Origin of the sequence: Micromonospora sp. WMMD975, from assembly GCF_029581215.1 — a bacterium.
GTDB lineage: Bacteria > Actinomycetota > Actinomycetes > Mycobacteriales > Micromonosporaceae > Micromonospora.
The window spans coordinates 359,277-379,823 of record NZ_CP120739.1 but is presented as its reverse complement, the minus strand read 5'-3'; the positions used below and the strand labels follow the sequence as shown (position 1 = coordinate 379,823).

Genomic DNA, 20,547 nt, shown 5'->3' with positions numbered 1-20,547 from the left:
GCTCAGGTAAGTACTCGCAGCGACCGGTTCGACGACATGTGGCTAAGCCTGACGCATCTCACGCGATGAGTCAACTGATCCCACATTCTGGTTTGCCGAGGTGGGCGCCTCGGCCGCCGGCACCCCCTCCGCACCCGGCGCCACCTGCGGCGACGCCTCCATCTGCGGGCGCGGAGCGGGCGGATTGTTCCGCAGCCTGGGCAGCAGCGGCGACGGGGCGCGCACCGGTGGGGGCGACGGCGGCGGCCGGACCGCGGCGGGCCGGTTGCCGGGCGCGGTGGCCGCCTCCAGCATCGCCTCCAGGTGCTCGGCCGGCACGCCCCAGCCGAAGAGCGCGCCCTGACCGAACCGGCAGCCGGCGGCCACCACCGCGGCCAGCTCAGCCGGGTTCGTCACCCCCTCGGCGATCACCTCCAGGCCGAGCTGGTGACCGAGGCGCATGACGATGTCGACCATCGGGGCGAAGGCCGGCCCCTCGCGGCCGACCGGCCGGACCGGCTCGTGCTCGGCGACCAGGCTGTGGTCGATCTTCAGGATGTCGATCGGCAGCCGCCGCAGCTGCCCGAGCGAGGAGTAGCCGGCGCCGAAGTCGTCGAGCGCGATCCGTACGCCGGTCAGCCGCAACGCGGTGAGCCGCCGGATCAGCTCGTCCAGGTCGGTGGCGACCGCGTGCTCGGTGACCTCCAGCACCAACCGCTGCGGCGGTACGTGATGCGCGCGCAGCGCGTCGGCGACCTGGACCACGTATTCCGGGGCGTGCAGCTCGCGCGGCGAGACGTTCACCGACACCCACACGTCGTGCCCGTCGGCCAGCCAGCGGGAGAGCTGATAGCAGGCCTGGTGCAACACCCAGGCGCCGAGCTTGGCGATCATCCCGCACTCCTCGGCGAGCGGGATGAACTCGTCCGGCCGAACGTTGCCCAGCTCCGGGTGGTGCCAGCGGAGCAGCGCCTCGGCACCGACCGGCCGGACCGAGGGCAGCGAGGCCACCGGCTGGAAGACCAGCCGCAGCTCGTTCCGCTCGATCGCGCCACGCAGCTCGTGCTCCAACCGGGTGCGCCGGCTGAGCAACTGGTCGTACGTCGCGTCGTACCGCTCGATCCGGTTCTTGCCGCGCTGCTTCGCGTAGCGCAGTGCCAGGTCCGCGTTGCGCAGCAGCAGCTCGACGTCGTGGTCACCGGGGCTGCCGGCCACCCCGATGCTGACCGAGAGGAAGACCGGCCCGTCCGCCTGCTCGTACGGTCGACCGAGCACCCCGAGCAGCCGCTCGGCCACCGGCCCCGGCTCGGCCGAGCCGTGCATCAGCACCGCGAACTCGTCGCCGCCGAGCCGGGCGGCCAGGTCACCCGGGCGCAGGTTGCCGCGCAGCCGCCGGCCCACCTCGGCCAGCACCGCGTCACCCACGTCGTGCCCGCGCATGTCGTTGACGTTCTTGAAGCCGTCCAGGTCGAGCCCGAGCAGCACGCACGGCACGCCGGTCTCGGCGCACCGGTGCAGGGCACGCAGCAGCCCGCGCCGGTTGGCCAGGCCGGTGAGCGGGTCGGTGTGCGCCAGCTCACGGAAGTGCGCCTCCCGCTCGGCCAGCCGGACGGCGTAGCCGCGGACGTCGTTGAGAGCCAGATACTGCCGGGCCACGAGCGCGAACCCCTCGGCGCTGCCCGCCACGATGCCGAACCCGTCGAACCGGCCGCCCTGGGTGAGGTGGTACATCGCGGAGGCGGCCATGGCGAACATCGGCACGAAGGCGTACTCGCCGTCGCGACGGATCAGGTCGACGTCGAACCGCGTCGCATCGGCGTGGCGCCCGGCGACGGCGACCGCCAGCAGACCGGCGGCGGCCACCGCGGCGCCGGCCGCCAGCATGCCCGGGCCGCCCTGGCAGAGCCCGGCCGACACGCCCAGTCCGCCGAGGGTCACCGCGATCGCCCCCGCGCCGAGCAGGGCCAGCCAGCCGCGCGGCGGGGCCGCCCGGAGCACCAGGATCACCGTCAGCCCGACGGTGAGCGCCGCGCTGACGGTGGCCAGCAGGATGGGCAGGCAGGCGACCGGCGCCGCCGCGCCGAGCAGTCGGGTCGGCGCGCTGACGGCCACCCAACCGACGAACCAGAGCGCGGTGGCCATGATCACGCCGTCGAGCAGCAGTCGGGCGGTGGCGGCCCGGGTCGCCGCCGCGCCGGGCAGCCGGAGCAGGGCGGCCCCGAGGCCGAGCCCGGCCAGCGTGGTCGAGACCGACACAAGCGTCGCCCAGCCCGTACGCTGCCCCTGCCGGTGCGCCCAGTGGTCGCCGGCGGCGAGCAGGCCGCCGAGGCCGAGGAGCAGGCCGAGCAGGGCGGCCGCACCGGCGACGGCGAGCAGCAGGTGGGCCTGCCGGCGGGGGCAGCCGCGGCGTCGGGCCGACACGGCGAGCATCGCGACGGCGCCGGCCGCGGCGAGAGCGCTCAACGACGCGACGGTGACCATCCCCGGGGACGACTGCACACGTGCAACTGTGCCGGATTCGCGCCTCCCGTGGGGCACCGGGTGTGCAACTGTTGGGACACGGGACGCGCGGGTGGGAACGGGCGGCCCGGCGGTGTCAGACTGGTACCCATGCCTGAGCTGCGGTCGAGGACATCCACCCATGGTCGGACGATGGCCGGCGCCCGGGCCCTCTGGCGGGCCACCGGGATGACCGACGACGACTTCGGCAAGCCGATCGTCGCCATCGCGAACAGTTTCACCCAGTTCGTACCAGGTCATGTCCATCTCAAGGACCTCGGCGGCCTGGTCGCCGACGCGGTGGCCGACGCCGGCGGCGTGGGTCGGGAGTTCAACACGATCGCCGTCGACGACGGCATCGCCATGGGCCACGGCGGCATGCTCTACTCGCTGCCCAGCCGGGAGCTGATCGCCGACGCGGTGGAATACATGGTCAACGCGCACTGCGCGGACGCCCTGGTCTGCATCTCCAACTGCGACAAGATCACCCCGGGGATGCTGCTCGCCGCGCTGCGGCTGAACATCCCGACCGTCTTCGTCTCCGGCGGCCCGATGGAGGCCGGCAAGACGGTCGCCGTCGAGGGCGTCGTCCACTCCAAGATCGACCTGATCGACGCCATGATCGCCTCCTCCAACGAGGCGGTCACCGACGACCAGCTCGGCGAGATCGAACGCTCGGCCTGCCCGACCTGCGGCTCCTGCTCCGGCATGTTCACCGCCAACTCGATGAACTGCCTGACCGAGGCGATCGGCCTGGCGCTGCCCGGCAACGGGTCGACGCTCGCCACCCACGCCGCGCGCCGGTCGCTCTTCGTCGAGGCCGGCCGCACCGCCGTCGAGATCGCCAAGCGCTGGTACGACCAGGACGACGCCTCCGTGCTGCCCCGCTCGATCGCCGGGCGGCCGGCGTTCGAGAACGCGGTCGCGCTCGACGTCGCCATGGGCGGCTCGACGAACACCGTGCTGCACCTGCTCGCCGCCGCCCGCGAGGCGGAGCTGGACTTCGACGTGGCCGACATCGACGCCATCTCCCGGCGGGTGCCGTGCCTGGCCAAGGTCGCCCCCAACTCGCCCGACTACCACATGGAGGACGTGCACCGGGCCGGCGGCATCCCGGCCATCCTCGGCGAGATGGACCGCGCCGGCCTGCTCCACCGCGACGTGCGCGCCGTGCACTCCCCCAGCCTCCAGCAGTGGCTTGCCGACTGGGACGTCCGGGGCGGCTCGGCCACCCCCGAGGCGGTCGAGCTGTTCCACGCCGCACCCGGCGGGGTGCGCACCACCGAGCCGTTCTCCACCACCAACCGCTGGTCGTCGCTCGACACCGACGCCGCCGGCGGTTGCATCCGGGACCGCGAACACGCCTACAGCGCCGACGGCGGGCTGGCCATCCTGCACGGCAACCTGGCGCCGGACGGCTGCGTGGTGAAGACCGCCGGGGTGCCCGAGGAGTGCCTGACCTTCCGAGGGCCGGCGAAGGTCTACGAGTCGCAGGACGACGCGGTCACCGCCATCCTGGCCAAGGAGATCGTCGCCGGGGACGTGGTGGTGATCCGCTACGAGGGCCCGAAGGGCGGCCCCGGCATGCAGGAGATGCTCTACCCCACCTCGTTCCTCAAGGGGCGCGGCCTGGGCCGTTCCTGCGCGCTGCTCACCGACGGCCGGTTCTCCGGCGGCACCTCCGGCCTGTCCATCGGACACGCCTCCCCCGAGGCCGCCTCCGGCGGGCTGATCGCCCTCGTGTGCGACGGCGACGAGATCGTCATCGACATCCCGGCCCGCTCCATCGAGCTGAACGTGCCCGCCGACGAGTTGGAGGCGCGCCGGGTCGCCGAGGAGAAGCGCGACCGCCCCTACACCCCCACGGACCGCCAGCGCCCGGTCTCGGCCGCGCTGCGCGCGTACGCCTCGATGGCCACCTCAGCCAGCGACGGCGCCTACCGCCGCGTCCCGGAGTGAAAGGAGGGGCCCCCGCTTAACGCCTGCGGTATAGGCGGGGGCCCCGCTTAACACCCGCCGCCGGTAGGGTCCGGCGACGTGGAGACGACGGTGAGTTACGCACGACTGGTCCGACCGGCGATCGACCGGGTCTACGTGGGCGCCCGCTGGGCGGCCCGCCCCCGGATGGAGGCGTTCTACGCCGAGCGCGGCTGCGACCTCGGCGCTGAGAACAGCTTCTTCTCCGGGGTACTGGCCCGGCCGATGCCGGCCGAGGCGCTCGCCGACGGCCTGGTCTACACCTCCGGCAGCATGGAAAAAGAGCTGAAGCAGGGCATCTTCGTCCGCGACGACGAGGGCGCCTGGCACCTGACCGAGCTGGGCCGGGAGTTGACGCTGTTCGCGCAGCGGGCCACCGGCGAGGCCGCCGAGGAGCTGTGGGGGGCGCTGCTGCCCGGCGTGTTGCCCGGCCTGACCATCGTGCCGCGGCTCGCGGACCTGGTCGGCCGGGTGCTGGCGCACGGTCAGGCCACCGGCGGGCCGGCGTTCCGGGCCATGTCCCCGCCGTACGAGCCGGCGGGCGCCTCCCCCGCGCTGCTGCTGGTGACGCGGCTGGGCTCGCTGCGGCACCATCGTGCCGACGCGCACCGGGCCGCGTGGCGGGCCGCCGACCTGACCGCCGACGAGATCCGCGCGCTGCCCGACGGGCCGGAGCGCGCGGCGGTCGAGGCCGACACCGACCGCCGCGACGAGCCGGCGTACGCGGTGCTCACCGACGCCGAGCGGTGGGAGTTGCTGGCCGGCCTGGCCGCCCTGCCCAACTGAGTTGCGCCCTGCCCAACTGAGTTAATAGGGGCCCCCGCCTATACCGAATGCGTTAAGCGGGGCCCCCTCCTTACCACCGTCGTGGCGGTGCACGGTGTGGCCGGCGCGGGTGAGGCGCAGGGTCACCGCCCGGCCGGCGTGCTGGGCGGCGAGCCGGAGCAACGCGGACACCGGGTCGGCGGCCGGCTCGCACGCCGGCCAGCCGGGCACCGGCAGCGACTCGTCCGGGTCGGGCGGCACCATCTCGCCCAGGTCGTCGGCCAGGTGGGTGAGGCAGTCGTCGAGCGCCGAGGCGAGGCTGGGCCGGGTGGGCAGGTCGTCCGGGTGCACCGGGGCGTCACGTGGTCGCACCTCCACCGACCACCACCGGCCGTCCGGGCGCAGCGGGTCCCCGGCGTGCTGCCGCAGGTCGAGCACCCCGACGTGCAGCGCCAGGTCCAGGCCACGCACAAGCCGGATAACGTCAACCAGGGGCGGCACCTCCGGGCGGGCGGCCGTGACGACGAGCCGGCCGACCCCGATCCGGCGCACGTACTCACCCACCGGGTCGGCCCCGACCCACGGCAGGCTGACGTATCCGTCGCGCAGGTCGCGGTCGATCATGTGACCGCCGTCCGCCTCCGCCAGGTCCTCCGGGAGTACGCCGAAGACACGCGCCCACTCCCCGAGCCGGTAGCGCTCGGGTAGCCGCACCACCGGCCGGCCGTCCGGCGTGGTGGCCACCGGGCGGGCGACCTCCAGGGCGCCACTTCGCCAGGTCAGGTGCACCACCCGGTGCCGCAGGTCGGTGACGGTGACAAGCACCGCCGCGGGGCTCCGGCCGCGGGCCGACCCGCCGAGCGGGGACGAGACGTCCGACGCCCCGACTCCCGACCGGCCGAGGCGGGACGGGTCGGGCGGCTCGGTGACCCGGCGCAGGGGCGTCCGGTCGCGCGCCGTCGATCGGCCGGGTGACCCGGCGTACCGCAGGCCGCTGTGCCACCAACCGCCGTCCCGCCACACCGCCTGGGCGCCGGGCCGCCCATCGGTCAGCTCGGCGACGACGCGGCGCGCGACCTCGCCGACCGGCCCGGGTGACGTCGGGCTCGCCGGACCGGACCGTCGGGGGCCGGGTTCGAGCAGCCCGGCCGGCGCGGTGAGCCCTCGATCGGTGAGGCCGGCCAGGGCCGCCCGCGCGTCGGTGCGGAGCAGCGCGGCCGTCAGGTCGGCGCTGCCCTCCACCGGCCCGGTGCGGACGGGTGAGCCGGGTACCTCGTAGCGGACCGTCCACACGTGACGGTCGCCCTGCCGGCGGACGGTCACCACGAGGTCGAGCAGGAGCAGGTCGGCCAGGTGGCAGAGCTGGGCGAGCCGGACTCCGGGGTCCACCGGGCACGGGGCGGTGGACCCACCCACCCAGAGCCGCCACGGCCGGCGGGCCGCGTCGGCGAGGGCCACCGCCGCCAGGGCGTACCGGTACGTGGCAGGCAGTTCGGGCCGCCAGGCCGCCGGCAGGCGTACCCGCAGCGGCTCGGGATCGAGCACGACGGCGACGGCGGACGCGAGATCGCGTACCCGAGGAGTCAGGTCGACCACCGCGTCGCCGGCCGCATTCGCGCGGGGGTCGAGGTCGGCGGGCGTCACCAGGTGGGAGGCGACCGCGCCGGTGTCCCGGTTGGCGACGGTGAGCAGGAGCTGTGCGCGGCGGCGACCCCGCCGGCGACAGCGCGGGCAGCCCGCGCCTCCGCACGCCGGGCAGGCGACCACGTCGCTCACCGCGGCGGCCTCGGCGCGCAGGGCCCGTCGTGGTCGACCCGGCGGGCGCACCGGCGGCGGTCGGGCAGCGGCAGGTCGCAGAAGACCCGATGGCGTACGCCCTGCGCGTCCTCGAAGCTGACGGTGACCTCACCGGCGTCCACCTCGGACAGGAAGCTCACCGAGCGGGCCAGCGTGCCGGCGAAGTGCCCGGCGGCGGACAGGTCGGACGCGGTGAACGGCAGGTGTGCCACGAAACGCTCACCCATGGGATTCCCAGAATAGGTACACGAGAACACCACTCCCATTTCCGATTTTCGCTAGGACAGAGCTTTCGCGCTGGTCATCCTCTGGCGTTATTGGCATTGGCGCAACGCTCTACGGCCCCGATTCTTGACTTATTTCTGCATAACGGATATGCATTCCGGAGCGGGTATTCCGAGTGTTGCAAAATGGGACGGAGGTGCGGGCGTTGGCCGAGGACATGGGTTCCACGGTGCCGCGACGACAGCTCGGCCGGGCGCTGCGGCAGTTGCGCACCGAGGCCGGGGTGACGCTCGACGCGGCGGCCGAGGCGTTGGAGTGCAGCCGGCAGAAGGTGTGGCGGATCGAGAGCGGCCTCGGGTCGGCGCGTGGGGTGGATGTGCGGGCGATGTGCCAGCTCTACGACGCGAACGCGGAACTGACCGGCGCACTGGCCGCCTTGGCGAGCGAGACGAAGGCGAAGGGTTGGTGGCACGCCTACGGCGACGCCATCCCCGACTGGTTCGAGCTGTACGTGAGCCTGGAACAGGCCGCCGGCCGGCTTCGCTTCTTCAACGACAGCATGGTTCCCGGCCTGCTACAGACCCGGAGTTACGCGAGGGCTGTCTACCAACACCAATTGGAGATTTCCGAAGAAGATCGGGAACGGCTGGTTGAGGCTCGCCTCCAACGGCAGAAGCTGCTAGCCCGACGCCTACCGCCCCCACCAGTGCTTCAGGTCGTGCTCTCCGAAGCCGTGCTGATCAAGGGCGTGGGCAACAGCGCAACCATGATCGAACAGCTTCATCACCTGTGCGACATGAGCGAGCGTCAGCGTATCTCGATCCGAATCCTTCCTCTCGCCGCCGGCCTGCACTTCGGCGCGGTCGCAGGAGCCTTCGTACTGCTGGAGTTTCCGCCGGGTACCCGGTCCACCCCGGAACCTCCGGTCGTCTACAGCGAGTCCCTGACGGGCGCGCTCTACCTGGACCGCCCTGAGGAGTTCGCGACGTACGAGAAAGTGTGGAAGAACCTCAGCTTGTTGGCGTTGGATCCGGAACAATCAAGGACGTTGATCCATAAGCTGGTTGAGGAGGTTCACCATGGCTGATTTCACCGGTGCCCGATGGCGCAAGAGCACCCGCAGCGGAGACAACGGCGGTGAGTGTGTCGAGGTTGCCGACGACCTGCCCGGCCTGGTCGCCGTACGCGACAGCAAGGACCCGGTGGGTCCGGTCCTCACCTTTGCCCCCGCTGCCTGGACCGCCTTCACCGCGCAGGCGAAGCGCGCTCAGTGACAGCAGTTCGGGTGCGGCGGGCGATGACCGTCGCACCCGGGTTCAGTAGTACTCGCGGATGTAGCCGAGGGCGCGCTCGTACACGTCGTTGTCGCGGATCTTGAATTTGATGTAGAGCACCTTGCGTAGGGACTGCTGGACCTCGCGGTCGCCGTCCCGGGTGTCCTGCCAGCCGTCGAAGCGCACCGCCCGCACGACCTCGTCCACCTCCTCGACGACCTTCTCGGCGATGACCGGCGTTCCGTTGCCCTTGAGCGATTGGAACAGCTCGGTGAGCGCCGCCTTGCCCTGGTCCTCACGGGGGATCTGGGCGGCGGCCTTCTCCGCCGCCACGGTGTCGCGGGCGAGGGCGAACAACTCCTTGAGGAAGTCCAGGCTGGCCTGCTGGGCGTGGGCATACTTCTCCCGCAGCGCCGCGAGCCGCTTGCCGAGTTCGATGAAGGCCGGGTTGCCCTTGTGCTTGGCGATGCGAGCGGTGATCCACTTCTCGACCTCGACCGGGTCGACGTCCGGCCGCCGGCCGGTCATCAGGTCTTCGATCACCTGGGCGTCGAGCACGATCGTGTCGAGGTCGGTGCGGGGCACCTCGACGGTGACGTGTTCGTTGATGAGTTCCAGCGTCTTGGCACCGAGGGTGTGCCAGACCAGCCGGCCGGCGATGTCCGAGGGCCGCACCGACTCGTACACGTCGGTGAGCCATCGGTAGTCGGTGGCGTAGGGCGAGACGATCGGGTCCGGGCTGAGGGTTTCCCAGAGTTGGGCGACGACGCTGTAGGCCGCGCCGAAGGCGTCGCGGGCCTCGTCGCTGCTGATCGCGTTCTGCGCGGCGACGAGCCCTTCATAGCCGCCCACGGTCCGGTCGACGCCGGGGAAGAAGGCCAATGCCGCTTCGACGGCGGGGCGGAGCTGGTTCTTCAGCACGGCGATGTTGCTGATGACCTGCTGGACGCTCTTCTCGTCGAAGGCGAACGCCTTGGCGACGTTGTCGAAGATGCCCAGATAATCGACGATCAGGCCGTGCGTCTTGCTCGGCGGGTAGACGCGGTTGGTGCGGGTGATCGCCTGGAGCAGGTTGTGCTCCTTGAGCGGCTTGTCGACGTACTGCGCGTAGAGGATGGGTGCGTCGAAGCCGACGAGCAGCTTCGCCGTCACGATGATGATCTTCAGCGGGTCGGCCGGGTCGTTGAACCGGGCGGTGATGCGCTCCAACTCATCCCGGTCGGGCGTGTATTCCTTCCACTCCTCGGGATCGCGAGCGGTGCGGCTCATCACGACCGTGGAGGCGTCGGGGCCGAGAATGTCGTCGAGTGCCGCCTTGTAGGCGACGCACGTCTCCTTGTCGTAGACGACCACCTGCGCCTTGAACCCCTGCGGTTCGACCTTGGCCCGGAAGTGCTCGGCGATGTCCTCGGCGATCCGGCGGACCCGACCCGGAGACTTGATCAGCGACTCCAGCGAGGCGGCCCGCCGGGACAACGTCGACTTGTCGGCCTCGGTGAGCCGGTGCTGCTCGGCCAACTCCGCGAAGGCGGCGTCGATCGCGGCCTCGTCGAGGTGGATCTCCGACAGGCGCGGCTCGAAGTGCAACGGCAGCGTCGCCCCGTCCCGGATCGAATCCTGGAACGAGTAGCGCGACAGATAACCGCCTTCATCCTTTGTGGACCCGAACCACATGAACGTGTTGCGGTCGCGGCGGTTGATCGGAGTGCCCGTCAGGCCGAAGAGAAACGCGTTCGGCAAAGCCTCGCGCATCTTGCGGCCGTAGTCGCCCTCCTGGGAACGGTGAGCCTCGTCGACCATGACGATGATGTTGTCGCGGGCGTCCAGCACGCCCGGCGCCTCACCGAACTTGTGCACGGTGGTGATGATGACCTTCCGCGCACCCGTGCTCAGCAGATCCTGAAGCTCCCGGCGGCTGTTGGTCGAAACGAGGTTCGGCACGTCCGAGGCGTTGAACGTGCCGGTGATCTGGGTGTCCAGGTCGATCCGGTCCACCACGATGATCACGGTCGGGTTGGTCAGCCCCGCCATGGCGCGCAGCTTCTGCGCGGTGAACACCATGAGCAGCGACTTGCCCGAACCCTGGAAGTGCCAGATCAGCCCCTGCTTGATCCGCCCGTGCAGCACCCGCTCGACGATCAGGTTCGTCGCCTGGAACTGCTGGAACCGCGCGATGATCTTTATCTTGCGGTGCTTCTTGTCGGTGGCGAACACCGTGAAGAAGCGCAGGAAGTCCAGCACCGCCGCCGGTGACAGCACACCCTCCACCGCCTCCCGCACCACGGCCAGACCGGACCGCGCCGGGGCGTCGTCGTCTGTCTCCTCCCGCCACGGCCCCCACAGGCCGACCGGCATACCGACCGAGCCGTACCGGAAATCCTTGCCCTCGGTGGCGAAGCTGAACACGTTCGGCACGAAGAACGCCGGGACGTTGACCTCGTAGTCCTCGTCGATCTGCGCCGCCGCGTCGATCCAGGAGTATGCGGGCCGGACCGGCGACTTCGCCTCACCGACTACCAGCGGGAGGCCGTTGCACCACAGCACCAGGTCGAAGCGGCGCTCGACCCGCCCGACCCGGTAGGTCACCTCCGTCGAGACGATCCACTGGTTGGCGCTCGGATCCGGGTTGTCGAAGTCGATGAGACGAACGGTGACGTGCTCACCGGCCGGGCCGAACGGCATCGATTTCTGGCCGGTCAACCAGGCGGCGAACTGCTCGTTGGCGACGACCGGGTTCGGCGTACGGCGGGCGGCCAGGATGATCGCCCGAAGCTGGTAGATGACCTCGTCGGCGCGTCGCGGGTCAGCCTCGATGGCGGGGTTCAGGCGGACCAGCGCCGCCCTAAAGGGTCCCTCCAGCAGCACCTCCTCCTCCCTGCGCGGCAACTCCTTGCCGGGTACGAATTGAATGTCAAGCGACTCAACAAGGTCCCGCACGAGGTCTCGAACGGTATTCGCCTCATTGAAGATCACGCGGGCCTCCTGAAAATCTCGGCCGACAGTCTGGCTTGCAGCCTTGCCGCATTTGCCATCTCGGCCTCGACGGCCCGCGAGGCGACCGACCACGACTCGTCTTCGCTTGCGATCATGCATTGAGTCGCATCGTCAGGACAAGGAAGCGGATAGTCTTCGATGTGCCGCCAATGCATGTGCTGCACCTTGGAGCCTTCGCTTCGACGAGCTACCCATTCACAGAATTCGGGCGAACGGAGTGCGACGAAAAGATAATCCTTACTAACCTGCCGCGAAGAAAGCCGACCAATGCGCTGATTCAGAAGAGCGACGTCATGCATGCGACAAACACGACCAAGGAAGCGGCCTTCGAGAGACTGAGCGGTCATGTTGATCACCAGATCACCCGGCCTCAAAATCCAACTTGAATAGCTGTCTGCAAAAGATTGAGGAATCCGCACCGACGATGCAGACCATTCAACGCGACCCGACGACCTCATATCACCAGGTCGCAGGAGAGGAAAGTCGCCCTTTCCGTATAGCTCACTCGGCACTGGCCGCCCCTGCTGAAGCTCGACAACCTCCCCCAAGAGGCGGGTAGGGAAGCTCGATAACCGATCCACCAGCCATCCATCGTAACCACGAGTGAGCAAGGGCACCAAATCTGACAACCGGCACCTATGCCGCTCGACTGCCCAAAAGAGGCGGGCGAGGTGCCGCTGTTCCTCCAAGGGAGGAAGGCTGAATTCATAGTCGGCTAGATCTCGCCAATTGGTCCGCGGTGAGAGTGAGCCGGCCGAAGTTCCCAGGGCATGTTCGTAGAAGCCATCACTCTGCACAAGAAAGGGCAGAAATTCGGGAAGGAGTTGCATGGCGTCTGCCTCGAAGACGAGGATGTCGCCGGAGGTGATGGCGTCAAAATCAGCGAAGGCAGCCTTACGCTGGTAAGCCCGGCGCTTACCGAATAGGGTCTGCCCAGGCTTGACGCGGCGAGTGAACGTACTCCCGTCCTCGATGCTGCCCCACCGACTGATCTTCAGCTTACCGGGGTCGAGGTGTTCCATCGCGATCACGCGGTCAATACCGGCGGCTCTCGCATCCCTGACAGTGCTGTTCAGGTTCTGGACCACATCGCCGAACGTGACGCGCTTCCAACTACTCTTGTCCATGTTGAGAATCATCGGATCGCCTTCTGCCGCAACAGTGCGAGCACGCTGTCAATCGACGTGTCGGCCTCGGTAGCTGAACCTCGCCACGTGGCCAGCGCCTCCGTCACGCTCTTCTGCGAGTCCTCATCAGCCGTAGCGTTGCGGGCAACGTATAGCGGGATCGCCAGGCTGTACTGCCTGTTGGCGATCTGGTCGAGGCTTGCGACGGCGGCGAAGCCGTCGTCGCAAGCGAATGTCTCGTACGCGGCAAAGATCTTCTCCTGATGCCGCTCGCACAGGAACGACTGCGCCTGTTCACGAGCGACCTCGTTGACCGCGTTGATAAAGAGCACCTGGCCGCGCTGCTTCGCAGATTTAGTGGTGCGCAGCGTGACGACCACGGCTTCCATGGGTGAGTTGTAAAACAGTCCGGCTCCGAGCCCGATCACGGCTTCGAGAAGATCGGACCTCACCAAACTTTTCCGAAGAGCGGCCTCCTCACGGCGAAAGAGCACTCCATGAGGAAATAGAATCGCGGCCCGGCCGCTATCCGGATCGAGGCTGGCCGCGATGTGCTGGAAGAACGCGTAGTCAGCGCGCCCCTGCGGCGGCACCCCCCACATGTTGCGGCCGTACGGGTCGTTGGTGAACGCGGTCCGGTTCCACGCCTTGATGGAGTAGGGCGGGTTGGCGAGCACCACGTCGAACGTGCGCAGCCGGCCGCCGTCGAGGAAGGCGGGTTTGGTGAGCGTGTCTCCGTACGCGATGTCCCCGTCGACGATGCCGTGCAGGAACAGGTTCATCCGGGCGATTGCCGACGTCCCGTAGTTGAGTTCCTGCCCGTACAGTCTCAGGTTTCGCCACTCCTTGCCCTGGCGGCGCAGCTCGGCGGCGGTGGAGATGAGCATGCCCCCGGTGCCGCAGGTCGGGTCGTAGACCGACTCGCCCGGCTCAGGCTTGAGCATCATCGTCATCAGGTGCACGAGCGTGCGGTTGGTGTAGAACTCCTGGGCGGTGTGCCCGGAGTCGTCGGCGAACTTCTTGATCAGGTATTCGTACCCCTGACCGAGTTCGTCCTCCGGCAGATTCGCCACCGAGAGCGTCTTGGTGGAGAAGTGCTCGATGAGTTCCTTGACGGTCCGGTCGGGCAGCAGGCTCTTGTTGCCCCACTCGCCGTCGCCGAACACGCCGGTCAGGGTGTCCGGGTTGGCCGCCTCGATCGCCCGCATGGCGGCCAGGACCGCCGCGCCGACGTCGGTCCCGGCCTCGCGGATGTCCTGCCAGTGGGCGCCGTCGGGGATTGCGAAGCGGTGGTTCTCCGGCAGGTCGGCCAGTTCCTCTTCGCCGTAGGCGGCCAGAGCGGCGGCGCGCTCCTCGTCGTAGACGTCGGAGAGCCGCTTGAGGAAGACCAGCGGAAAGATGTACTGCTTGTAGTCCCCAGCGTCGATGAGGCCGCGCAGCACGACGGCCGCGCCCCACAGGTAGGACTCCAGCTCGCGCTGGGTGATGCGGGTGCTCATGCCGTCACCTCCTTCGGGCCGAGGCCCCACTTGGCCAGTTCGGCCTCCAGCGCGGCGCGTGTCTCGCGTGCTGCGGCGTGGGCCGCTTCGAGGTCGGCCAGGGCCTGCTCCAACGTGCGTTGCTCGCCGTCGTCGACGGGCGCGACGTACAGCGGGATGTTGAGGTTGAATCCGTTGGCCTTGATGTCGTCGAGCGTGGCGACCGCCGCCAGGCCGGATGCGTCGGTGAATTCCTGAACGGTCCGCAGCAGCGTGTCGGCGTGCTCGGGTTCGAGCGTGTTCTGGTTACGGCCACGCCGGAACAGCGTCTCGCCGTTGACGAACAGCACCCGGCCCGCGCGCTCTTCGGCCTTCCGCCGACGCAGGATCAACACGGACGCGGCCAGGCCGGTGCCGTAGAAGAGGTTCGGCGCGAGGCCGATCACAGCCTCGACCAGGTCCGCCTTGAGCACGAACTCGCGGATGCGCCCCTCGGCGCCCTGGCGAAACAGCGCACCCTGCGGGAGTACGACGGCCACCCGGCCGGTGCCGGGCGCCGCGGATTCGATCATGTGCTGGACCCACGCCCAGTCGGCGTACCCCTTGGGCGGCACACCCCCGAGCCGGTTGCGGCCCCACGGGTCGGTGCCCCACGCCACGTCGCCCCAGTTCTTGAGAGAGAACGGCGGGTTGGCGATGACGCAGTCGAACTGGGTGAGGCGACCGCCGTCGAAGAAGGCCGGCGCACGCAGCGTGTCCTCGTGCTCGATCCTGAAATCCTGCACGCCGTGCAGGAGGAGGTTCATCTTGGCGAGGCCGGAGGTGGCAAGCACCTTCTCCTGGCCGAAGAGTTTGCCCCAGAGGGTCTGCGGTCGGCCGCCCTGGCGCTTCACGTGCTCGATGACCTCGATGAGCATGCCGCCCGTGCCACAGGCCGGGTCGTAAACCGTCTCGCCTTCCTGCGGGTCGAGGATGTCGACGAGCAGTCTCACCACCGGGCGCGGGGTGTAGTACTCGCCGGCCTTCTTGTTCGACTGGTCCGCGAACCGCTTGATGAGATATTCGTACGCCTGCCCGAACACGTCCGGCGCGACGACCGCGTTGCTCAGCGTCCGCGTGGAGAAGTGCTCGATGAGATCGCGCAGCTTGGCGTCGGGCAGCTTGTCCTTGTTGGTCCAGGCGGCGCTGCCGAAGATGCCGTACAGCACGTCCGGGTTGACCTTCTCTATCGCCCGGAACGCGGTCACCAGGGCCTGTCCGATGTTCTCGGTGCGGGCGCGCACGTCCTCCCAGAGGCTGCCGGTGGGGATGCCGAAGCGGTGGTTCTCCGGGAACGACGCGTACGCGTGGTCGCCGTCCGACTCCGCCAGGGCCCGCTCGTACTCCTCGGTGTAGACGTCGCTGATCCGCTTGAAGAACATCAGCGGGAAGATGTACGCCTTGAAGTCCGCCTGATCGATGCTGCCGCGCAGCAGGTCGGCGGCTCGGGCCAGATACTGCTCCAGCTCGGAGAGGCTGAGCGGGATGGCGAGCGTGTCACGGGGTGTCGCGGAAGCCCGCGCATAACGCTCGGTCATGTCGCGGTCCGGTCATGGGTCATGCTTGGTGCTGTCTCCTCGTGCGCGGGCGGTCACGAATCCGTGCCGGTCCACCGTAGTCGCATGGGCGACTGGCAAGGATTCCCGGCACCGGGATGTTCCCGGCGCGCCATCCGACGCGATGCTCACCCGATCGTGCGAGAGCCCGGCCCGCAGTCAGCTACCGGACAGAAGCCGCAGCAGGGCCCGAAACGTTGACGCGGGCGTCTCCGTCCGGCAGCCCGATCCGGCCCGGCCGGATCGCCCGGCGCCCGACCGGTCAACTCTTTCCGTGCGTACGCGCCAACGGTCACGCCGCTTTCCGGGCCGGCCCGCGAGTAACTTCTCGTACCACCGCCTTCACGAGGAGTCATCGCATGTCCGAGGAGACCTGGCTCGCCGCCCGCCTGATCCCCACCTCCGGTATCAATGGCGCGGAGGAGCAGGAACGCCGGGCGACGTCCGCACTGTTGGCAGTGATGAGCGCGGTACGGGAGTTCGGGCGGGTCCTGACCCAGTCCCTCGGCGCGCCGGCCGGCACGGTGCAGACGTTCATCGAGGTGCCGTTCAAACTCGGCAACCAGCAGCTCTTCCCGGACGGCCTCGTCCGCGTCACGCGGGGTCAGCGGCAGTGGACCGCGCTGGTCGAGGTGAAGACCGGCAGCAACGCGCTGAAGTCGGAGCAACTGGAGGCGTACCTGGACATCGCCCGGGAGCAGGGCTTCGACGCCCTCATCACGATCTCCAACGAGATCGCCCCCGTTCCGGGCCAGCATCCGACCACTATCGACCGCCGGAAGCTGCGCAAGGTCGCGCTCTTCCACCTGCCCTGGACGGAGATCCTGACCCAGGCGGTGATCCAGAAGGAGTACCGCGGCGTCGCCGACCCGGACCAGGCATGGGTCCTGGGTGAGCTGATCCGATACCTGGAGCACCCCCGTTCGGGTGCGCTGGAGTTCAGCGACATGGGGCCGGCCTGGGTCCCCGTACGAGATGGGGTGTCGGCGGGAACGCTGCGGGCCGGCGACGGCGGCGCGGCGGAGGTGGCCGGCCGATTCGACGCCCTGATCCGCTACGCCTGCCTGCGCCTCGGCCGGCAGTTGGGCACCGACGTCACGCCCGCGCTGAGCCGCCGTGACCTCGCCGATCCGGCGGTACGCACCCAGTCGCTCGTCAACCAACTCGTCACCACGGGCACGCTGACCGGCAGCATCCGGATTCCGGGCGCGGTCGGCCACCTTCACGTCACCGCCGATCTGCGGGCCGGGCAGATCGTCTGCCACGTCGACGTGGACGCTCCCCGCACCGGCCGACCGACCACGAGGGTGAACTGGCTCATCCGCCAACTGAAGGACGCGCCGGAGACGGTACGGATCGAGGCGTTCGTCATGCACGCCCGGGGCGGTGGCGCCACGGATCTCCTGCGGCAGGTCCGCGCCGAGCCCACCACGCTGGTCACCGATCCCGCCCGTGAGCTGCGGGCATTCCGGGTCGCGCAGAGCACGGCGGCGGGAACCAAGCGGGGCAGCGGGCGGGGTGCCTTCATCGATTCGGTGTTGCACGCGATCGACGACTTCTACGAGCAGATTATCCAGAACCTGAAGCCGTGGATGCCCGCACCGCCACGCCTTCGCACGCCGGACGACGTCACGCCCGTGCAGCCGGTCGCCGCCAGTCTCGTCTCCACCGCCATCTCATCCCAGGACAGCCCGGAACTCGACACCTCGCCTCACCCCACTCCCGGGATGTCCGTCAAGCCTTCGATCCAGCCGGCGACCACCGACGTCTGAATGGCATAGCCGTAGGAATAGTCCGGCGCGTACGAGTAGTAGATCCCATAGACGCGGTCGCCCGCCCAGACGCCCGCGCCCGAATCTCCCTTCACCGGAATGCCGTCGATGGGGATCAGCCGCATGTGGTCCACGGCGGACCCGTCCACCGACAGGGAACAGACCCGGAGCGACGGAGTCGGCGCCGACGAGGGCACGGATGGTTGATCCCGACCCCAGCCCCGCACCGCGACGGTGATGCCGGTCTTCAGGAGCGAGTTGGCGTTGTACTTCGCGATGAGGTTCACGTTGCGCACGGACCACCGCAGATGCAGCACCGCGACGTCGTACTTGTCGTTGGGCGCCCAGCCGATGATCGGGACCCCCTCGCCGTACTTCGGTCTGCGGTCGCCGGTCCAGATCTGGAACCTGTCGGGGTCCTCACCGTCGAAGCAGTGCTTGGCGGTGAGCACCCAACGCTGGCCGATCAGGGTGCCGGTGCATTTGTATCTCGTTCCGGAGTCGGCCCAGATGTTGACCTGGCCGCGGAGCACCCCGCTGGTGGTGCCACCGAAAATGGCAGACGCCGGGGTCGAGCCGGCGAGCACCAGCGCGAACGCGAGGCCGGCCGCCGCAGCGGCTGCGACACCTGAACGGATCAAGCGCACGATCATCAACAAGGTTCTCCCATCCAGTCATTGGTATTGATCAGGTGACCATAATCAATTCCGCGCACAGTCGGCAGAAGCACTGGATGACAATGCGGTTTCGCGGTGATGACGGAGTCAGGGCTGGTTGGCGCCAGCGCCGGTTCTCGTCGGGTCACACCACCGTGTCGACGTCCTCTCGAAGCCCTCCGTGGCGAGCGCGGTCGAGCCTTTCCGCAGACGGGAGAAGTGGTGGGAGGATGGGGCCTCCGTTGGCAGGCTTGTCCCACCGGGGCGGGTAGGAGTGTCGATGAAATTTGAGCAGCTGTGGTCCGGGCTGGCGACGGACCTCCTAAGCACCCTTGCTGCCTACCGGTCCCGGGTCACGGAAATCGCCGTGCGGGAGAAGGCCGACCAGACTCTGCTCACGGAGGCCGACCTCGTAGTCGAGCGGATGATCATCGCCAAGATCCGCGCCCTGGATCCTGCGGCCCGCGTGCTGGCGGAGGAATCAGGTAGTGGTAGTTGGCGGCCCGCCGTCGACGAGGAACCCGATCGGATCTGGATCATCGATCCGATCGACGGCACGGCGGAGTTCGTCCGACCGCAGAGCACCGAGTTCTGCTCCGTCGTCTGTCTGCTGGAGCGGCGGGAGCCGGTGGCTGCGCTCATCGTCGCCCCCGAACTCGGCACCGGTCGCGCGCCGGTGATCGTGCACGCGTCCCGAGCCGACAACACGATCCTGGTCAACGGTCGACCCGCCACGCTCAACAACAGTCCGGAGCCCGCACTTGTCGCATCCCTGACACGCAGTTCGACGTCCGAGGCACCGCGTCACGAGTCGGCCATGATCAAGGCCGGATATCGGCTGAAGACCCGCACCACGTCACAGACGCTCGACATGCTTCGGACAGCGCTGGATCTCACCGACCTCGTCGAGGGCTCACCGCGCTTCGACCTCTTCCACCGCGGGCGGCAGAAGGTCTGGGACGGCTTGGCGGGCTTGTGCCTGGGTGAGATCGTCGGTCTAATGTCTACGGACATCGATGGAAACAAGCGTCTACCGGTGTCCATCGAGACGCTCGCTCAGCCAGAACCGACTTTCGCCAGCACCGTCATGGGTCGCCCGGAGGCAGTCAAGTGGTTCGTGGAGGTAGCGCGGAACTCCCGCACCGAAACACCGAAGTCCTCGTAGACGTCACATCGATCATCGGTGCCGATGACTTCGTCTCCGCCCAGAACCGCCACGGGCAACCCGGCGATCCGTTCGCGCGACAGGCGTTCGTCGAGCTGATCCAGTCATTGATCTTCATGAAACGGGTGTGGGTCGCCCATCCGGTGCTCGCGCAACCCACCGCTGCGGATTTCGGCACCAAGCCTCTCCTGCTCCGGGCGTTGGCAGAGGCCGAGCTGCTCCATCCGCTGCAACTGGACGCCGATGAGAGCCAAGCCGCCCGGACCGCCGAGGAGTCCGCTCTTCAGGATCTGCAGAGCTGGCAGGGAAGCCGGGCGCTCGGGCAGTTCATCGAGCAGGCACTCGCCTGTGACGATGCCATGCCCGGCACCCGTAACTCGCTGTCGAGGCGCATCCACGGGTGGTCCACGTTCCAGGCCGCACACGTCCGCGTCGCCGGCCATCACGCCGATCGGATCGCGACCTCCGACGGTGTGGAGGATGATCCTTTCGGTGAGTGGGCGAGGGCGGCTTCGATCGTCCTACGGGGGCCACTACGGTCGATGGCCCCGCCTGGGGAGGAGGTCTACGTCGCGGCCACCCTTGCCCGCGGGCTCAAGTATCGGTCGAGGGCGGATGCCACCGGCCTTTCCTACCAGGCACACCCCCTCCGAAGAGATTTCCTCCTCACCTTCGATTTGTCCCGCGAGGGCGCGGCCGAGGGAGTCGTACTCGACGTCATCAAGGCTATTCGCGGCATCCACCAGTCGCTCGCCACTGCCGCGAGTGAGAGCGACACTCATCAGGTGCGGCTGCTCGAGCTGGAACTACCGCTTCTCGGTGGCCGGCTCTGGCAGGCCTCGGAGACCGGTAGGCTGGGCGACAACGCGTGGGTCGACCTGGTCGTCAGCCGCATCGGCGAATATCGGCAGAAGGCGGCTGATCTGCGAGCGGCCGTCGCCAGGTGCGTCACCGACGAGGACTATCTACGCCTGGCACGGGACATCGACGAGGCGAAGAAGCAACTGCTCGAACGCCTCGGGTTTCGCAAGATCGCGTTGTCGGCGGTAGAGCAGGAACTCGTCAACGGCGTGGCGTCCGTGGCCGAGTCGGTGCCGGGCATACCAAAGGTCTCGGGAATGTGGATCGGCGCCCGGGTGATCGGCAAACAGATGGCTGCCACCGGCACGCCGGTACAGCGCTTCCTGTACAAGGAGTTCTACCGGGCGTGGAAGCGGGCCGGACGCTGACGCGACGGTTAATAG

15 protein-coding genes are annotated in these 20,547 nt (G+C 68.9%); 7 read left to right on the top strand and 8 right to left on the bottom strand.

The window, feature by feature from the left end:
- Positions 1–42 precede the first annotated feature (42 nt).
- Positions 43–2,478: a bifunctional diguanylate cyclase/phosphodiesterase gene (locus O7613_RS01745; protein WP_282291696.1), complete on the bottom strand. Its 2,436-nt coding sequence runs from the start codon at positions 2,476–2,478 to the stop codon at positions 43–45.
- A 111-nt stretch (positions 2,479–2,589) separates the two neighbouring features.
- Here O7613_RS01745 and ilvD point away from each other — a divergent pair, with 111 nt between their 5' ends.
- Entirely contained in the window at positions 2,590–4,437 is a 1,848-nt protein-coding gene (gene ilvD / locus O7613_RS01740) for a dihydroxy-acid dehydratase (RefSeq protein WP_282291695.1), read from the top strand.
- A 90-nt stretch (positions 4,438–4,527) separates the two neighbouring features.
- Complete coding sequence (locus O7613_RS01735; RefSeq protein WP_282291694.1) at positions 4,528–5,241, top strand: hypothetical protein; 714 nt, start codon at positions 4,528–4,530, stop codon at positions 5,239–5,241.
- A 21-nt stretch (positions 5,242–5,262) separates the two neighbouring features.
- On the opposite strand, the gene O7613_RS01730 is transcribed toward O7613_RS01735, so the two are convergent.
- Both O7613_RS01730 and O7613_RS01725 read right to left on the bottom strand, forming a co-directional pair.
- Positions 5,263–6,996, bottom strand: coding sequence for a hypothetical protein (locus tag O7613_RS01730; protein ID WP_282291693.1), 1,734 nt, complete (start codon positions 6,994–6,996; stop codon positions 5,263–5,265).
- Positions 6,993–7,244, bottom strand: coding sequence for a hypothetical protein (locus O7613_RS01725; RefSeq protein ID WP_282291691.1), 252 nt, complete (start codon positions 7,242–7,244; stop codon positions 6,993–6,995). The genes O7613_RS01730 and O7613_RS01725 overlap by 4 nt, the downstream gene beginning before the upstream one ends.
- A 203-nt stretch (positions 7,245–7,447) precedes the next feature.
- On the opposite strand from O7613_RS01725, the gene O7613_RS01720 reads away from it, so the two are divergent.
- Positions 7,448–8,329 (top strand): helix-turn-helix transcriptional regulator, encoded by an 882-nt coding sequence (locus O7613_RS01720; protein WP_282291690.1) that lies wholly within the window; start codon positions 7,448–7,450, stop codon positions 8,327–8,329.
- Positions 8,322–8,516, top strand: a complete 195-nt coding sequence (locus O7613_RS01715; RefSeq protein ID WP_282291688.1) for a DUF397 domain-containing protein — start codon at positions 8,322–8,324, stop codon at positions 8,514–8,516. Before O7613_RS01720 ends, O7613_RS01715 begins: the two co-directional genes overlap by 8 nt.
- Before the next feature lie 42 nt (positions 8,517–8,558).
- On the opposite strand, the gene O7613_RS01710 is transcribed toward O7613_RS01715, so the two are convergent.
- From O7613_RS01710 to O7613_RS01695, 4 genes are read right to left on the bottom strand one after another with little or no spacing between them, the layout of a single operon-like run.
- Positions 8,559–11,489 carry a type I restriction endonuclease subunit R gene (locus O7613_RS01710; RefSeq protein ID WP_282291686.1) on the bottom strand — a complete coding sequence of 977 codons (2,931 nt, stop codon included), beginning with the start codon at positions 11,487–11,489 and terminating at the stop codon, positions 8,559–8,561.
- Entirely contained in the window at positions 11,486–12,649 is a 1,164-nt protein-coding gene (locus tag O7613_RS01705; RefSeq protein ID WP_282291684.1) for a hypothetical protein, read from the bottom strand. The genes O7613_RS01710 and O7613_RS01705 overlap by 4 nt, the downstream gene beginning before the upstream one ends.
- Entirely contained in the window at positions 12,646–14,136 is a 1,491-nt protein-coding gene (locus tag O7613_RS01700) for a class I SAM-dependent DNA methyltransferase (RefSeq protein WP_282291683.1), read from the bottom strand. The genes O7613_RS01705 and O7613_RS01700 overlap by 4 nt, the downstream gene beginning before the upstream one ends.
- A complete protein-coding gene (locus O7613_RS01695) occupies positions 14,133–15,692 on the bottom strand; it encodes a class I SAM-dependent DNA methyltransferase (RefSeq protein WP_282291681.1) in 1,560 nt (519 codons plus the stop codon). The genes O7613_RS01700 and O7613_RS01695 overlap by 4 nt, the downstream gene beginning before the upstream one ends.
- Before the next feature lie 377 nt (positions 15,693–16,069).
- On the opposite strand from O7613_RS01695, the gene O7613_RS01690 reads away from it, so the two are divergent.
- Positions 16,070–17,482, top strand: coding sequence for a stress response protein (locus tag O7613_RS01690; RefSeq protein ID WP_282291679.1), 1,413 nt, complete (start codon positions 16,070–16,072; stop codon positions 17,480–17,482).
- Here O7613_RS01690 and O7613_RS01685 read toward each other — a convergent pair.
- Positions 17,422–18,135 (bottom strand): trypsin-like serine protease, encoded by a 714-nt coding sequence (locus O7613_RS01685; RefSeq protein ID WP_282291677.1) that lies wholly within the window; start codon positions 18,133–18,135, stop codon positions 17,422–17,424. The two genes, O7613_RS01690 and O7613_RS01685, sit on opposite strands and share 61 nt — an antisense overlap.
- A 283-nt stretch (positions 18,136–18,418) precedes the next feature.
- On the opposite strand from O7613_RS01685, the gene O7613_RS01680 reads away from it, so the two are divergent.
- Complete coding sequence (locus O7613_RS01680) at positions 18,419–19,303, top strand: inositol monophosphatase family protein (RefSeq protein ID WP_282291675.1); 885 nt, start codon at positions 18,419–18,421, stop codon at positions 19,301–19,303.
- Positions 19,249–20,532, top strand: coding sequence for a hypothetical protein (locus O7613_RS01675; RefSeq protein WP_282291673.1), 1,284 nt, complete (start codon positions 19,249–19,251; stop codon positions 20,530–20,532). Before O7613_RS01680 ends, O7613_RS01675 begins: the two co-directional genes overlap by 55 nt.
- Positions 20,533–20,547 lie beyond the last annotated feature (15 nt).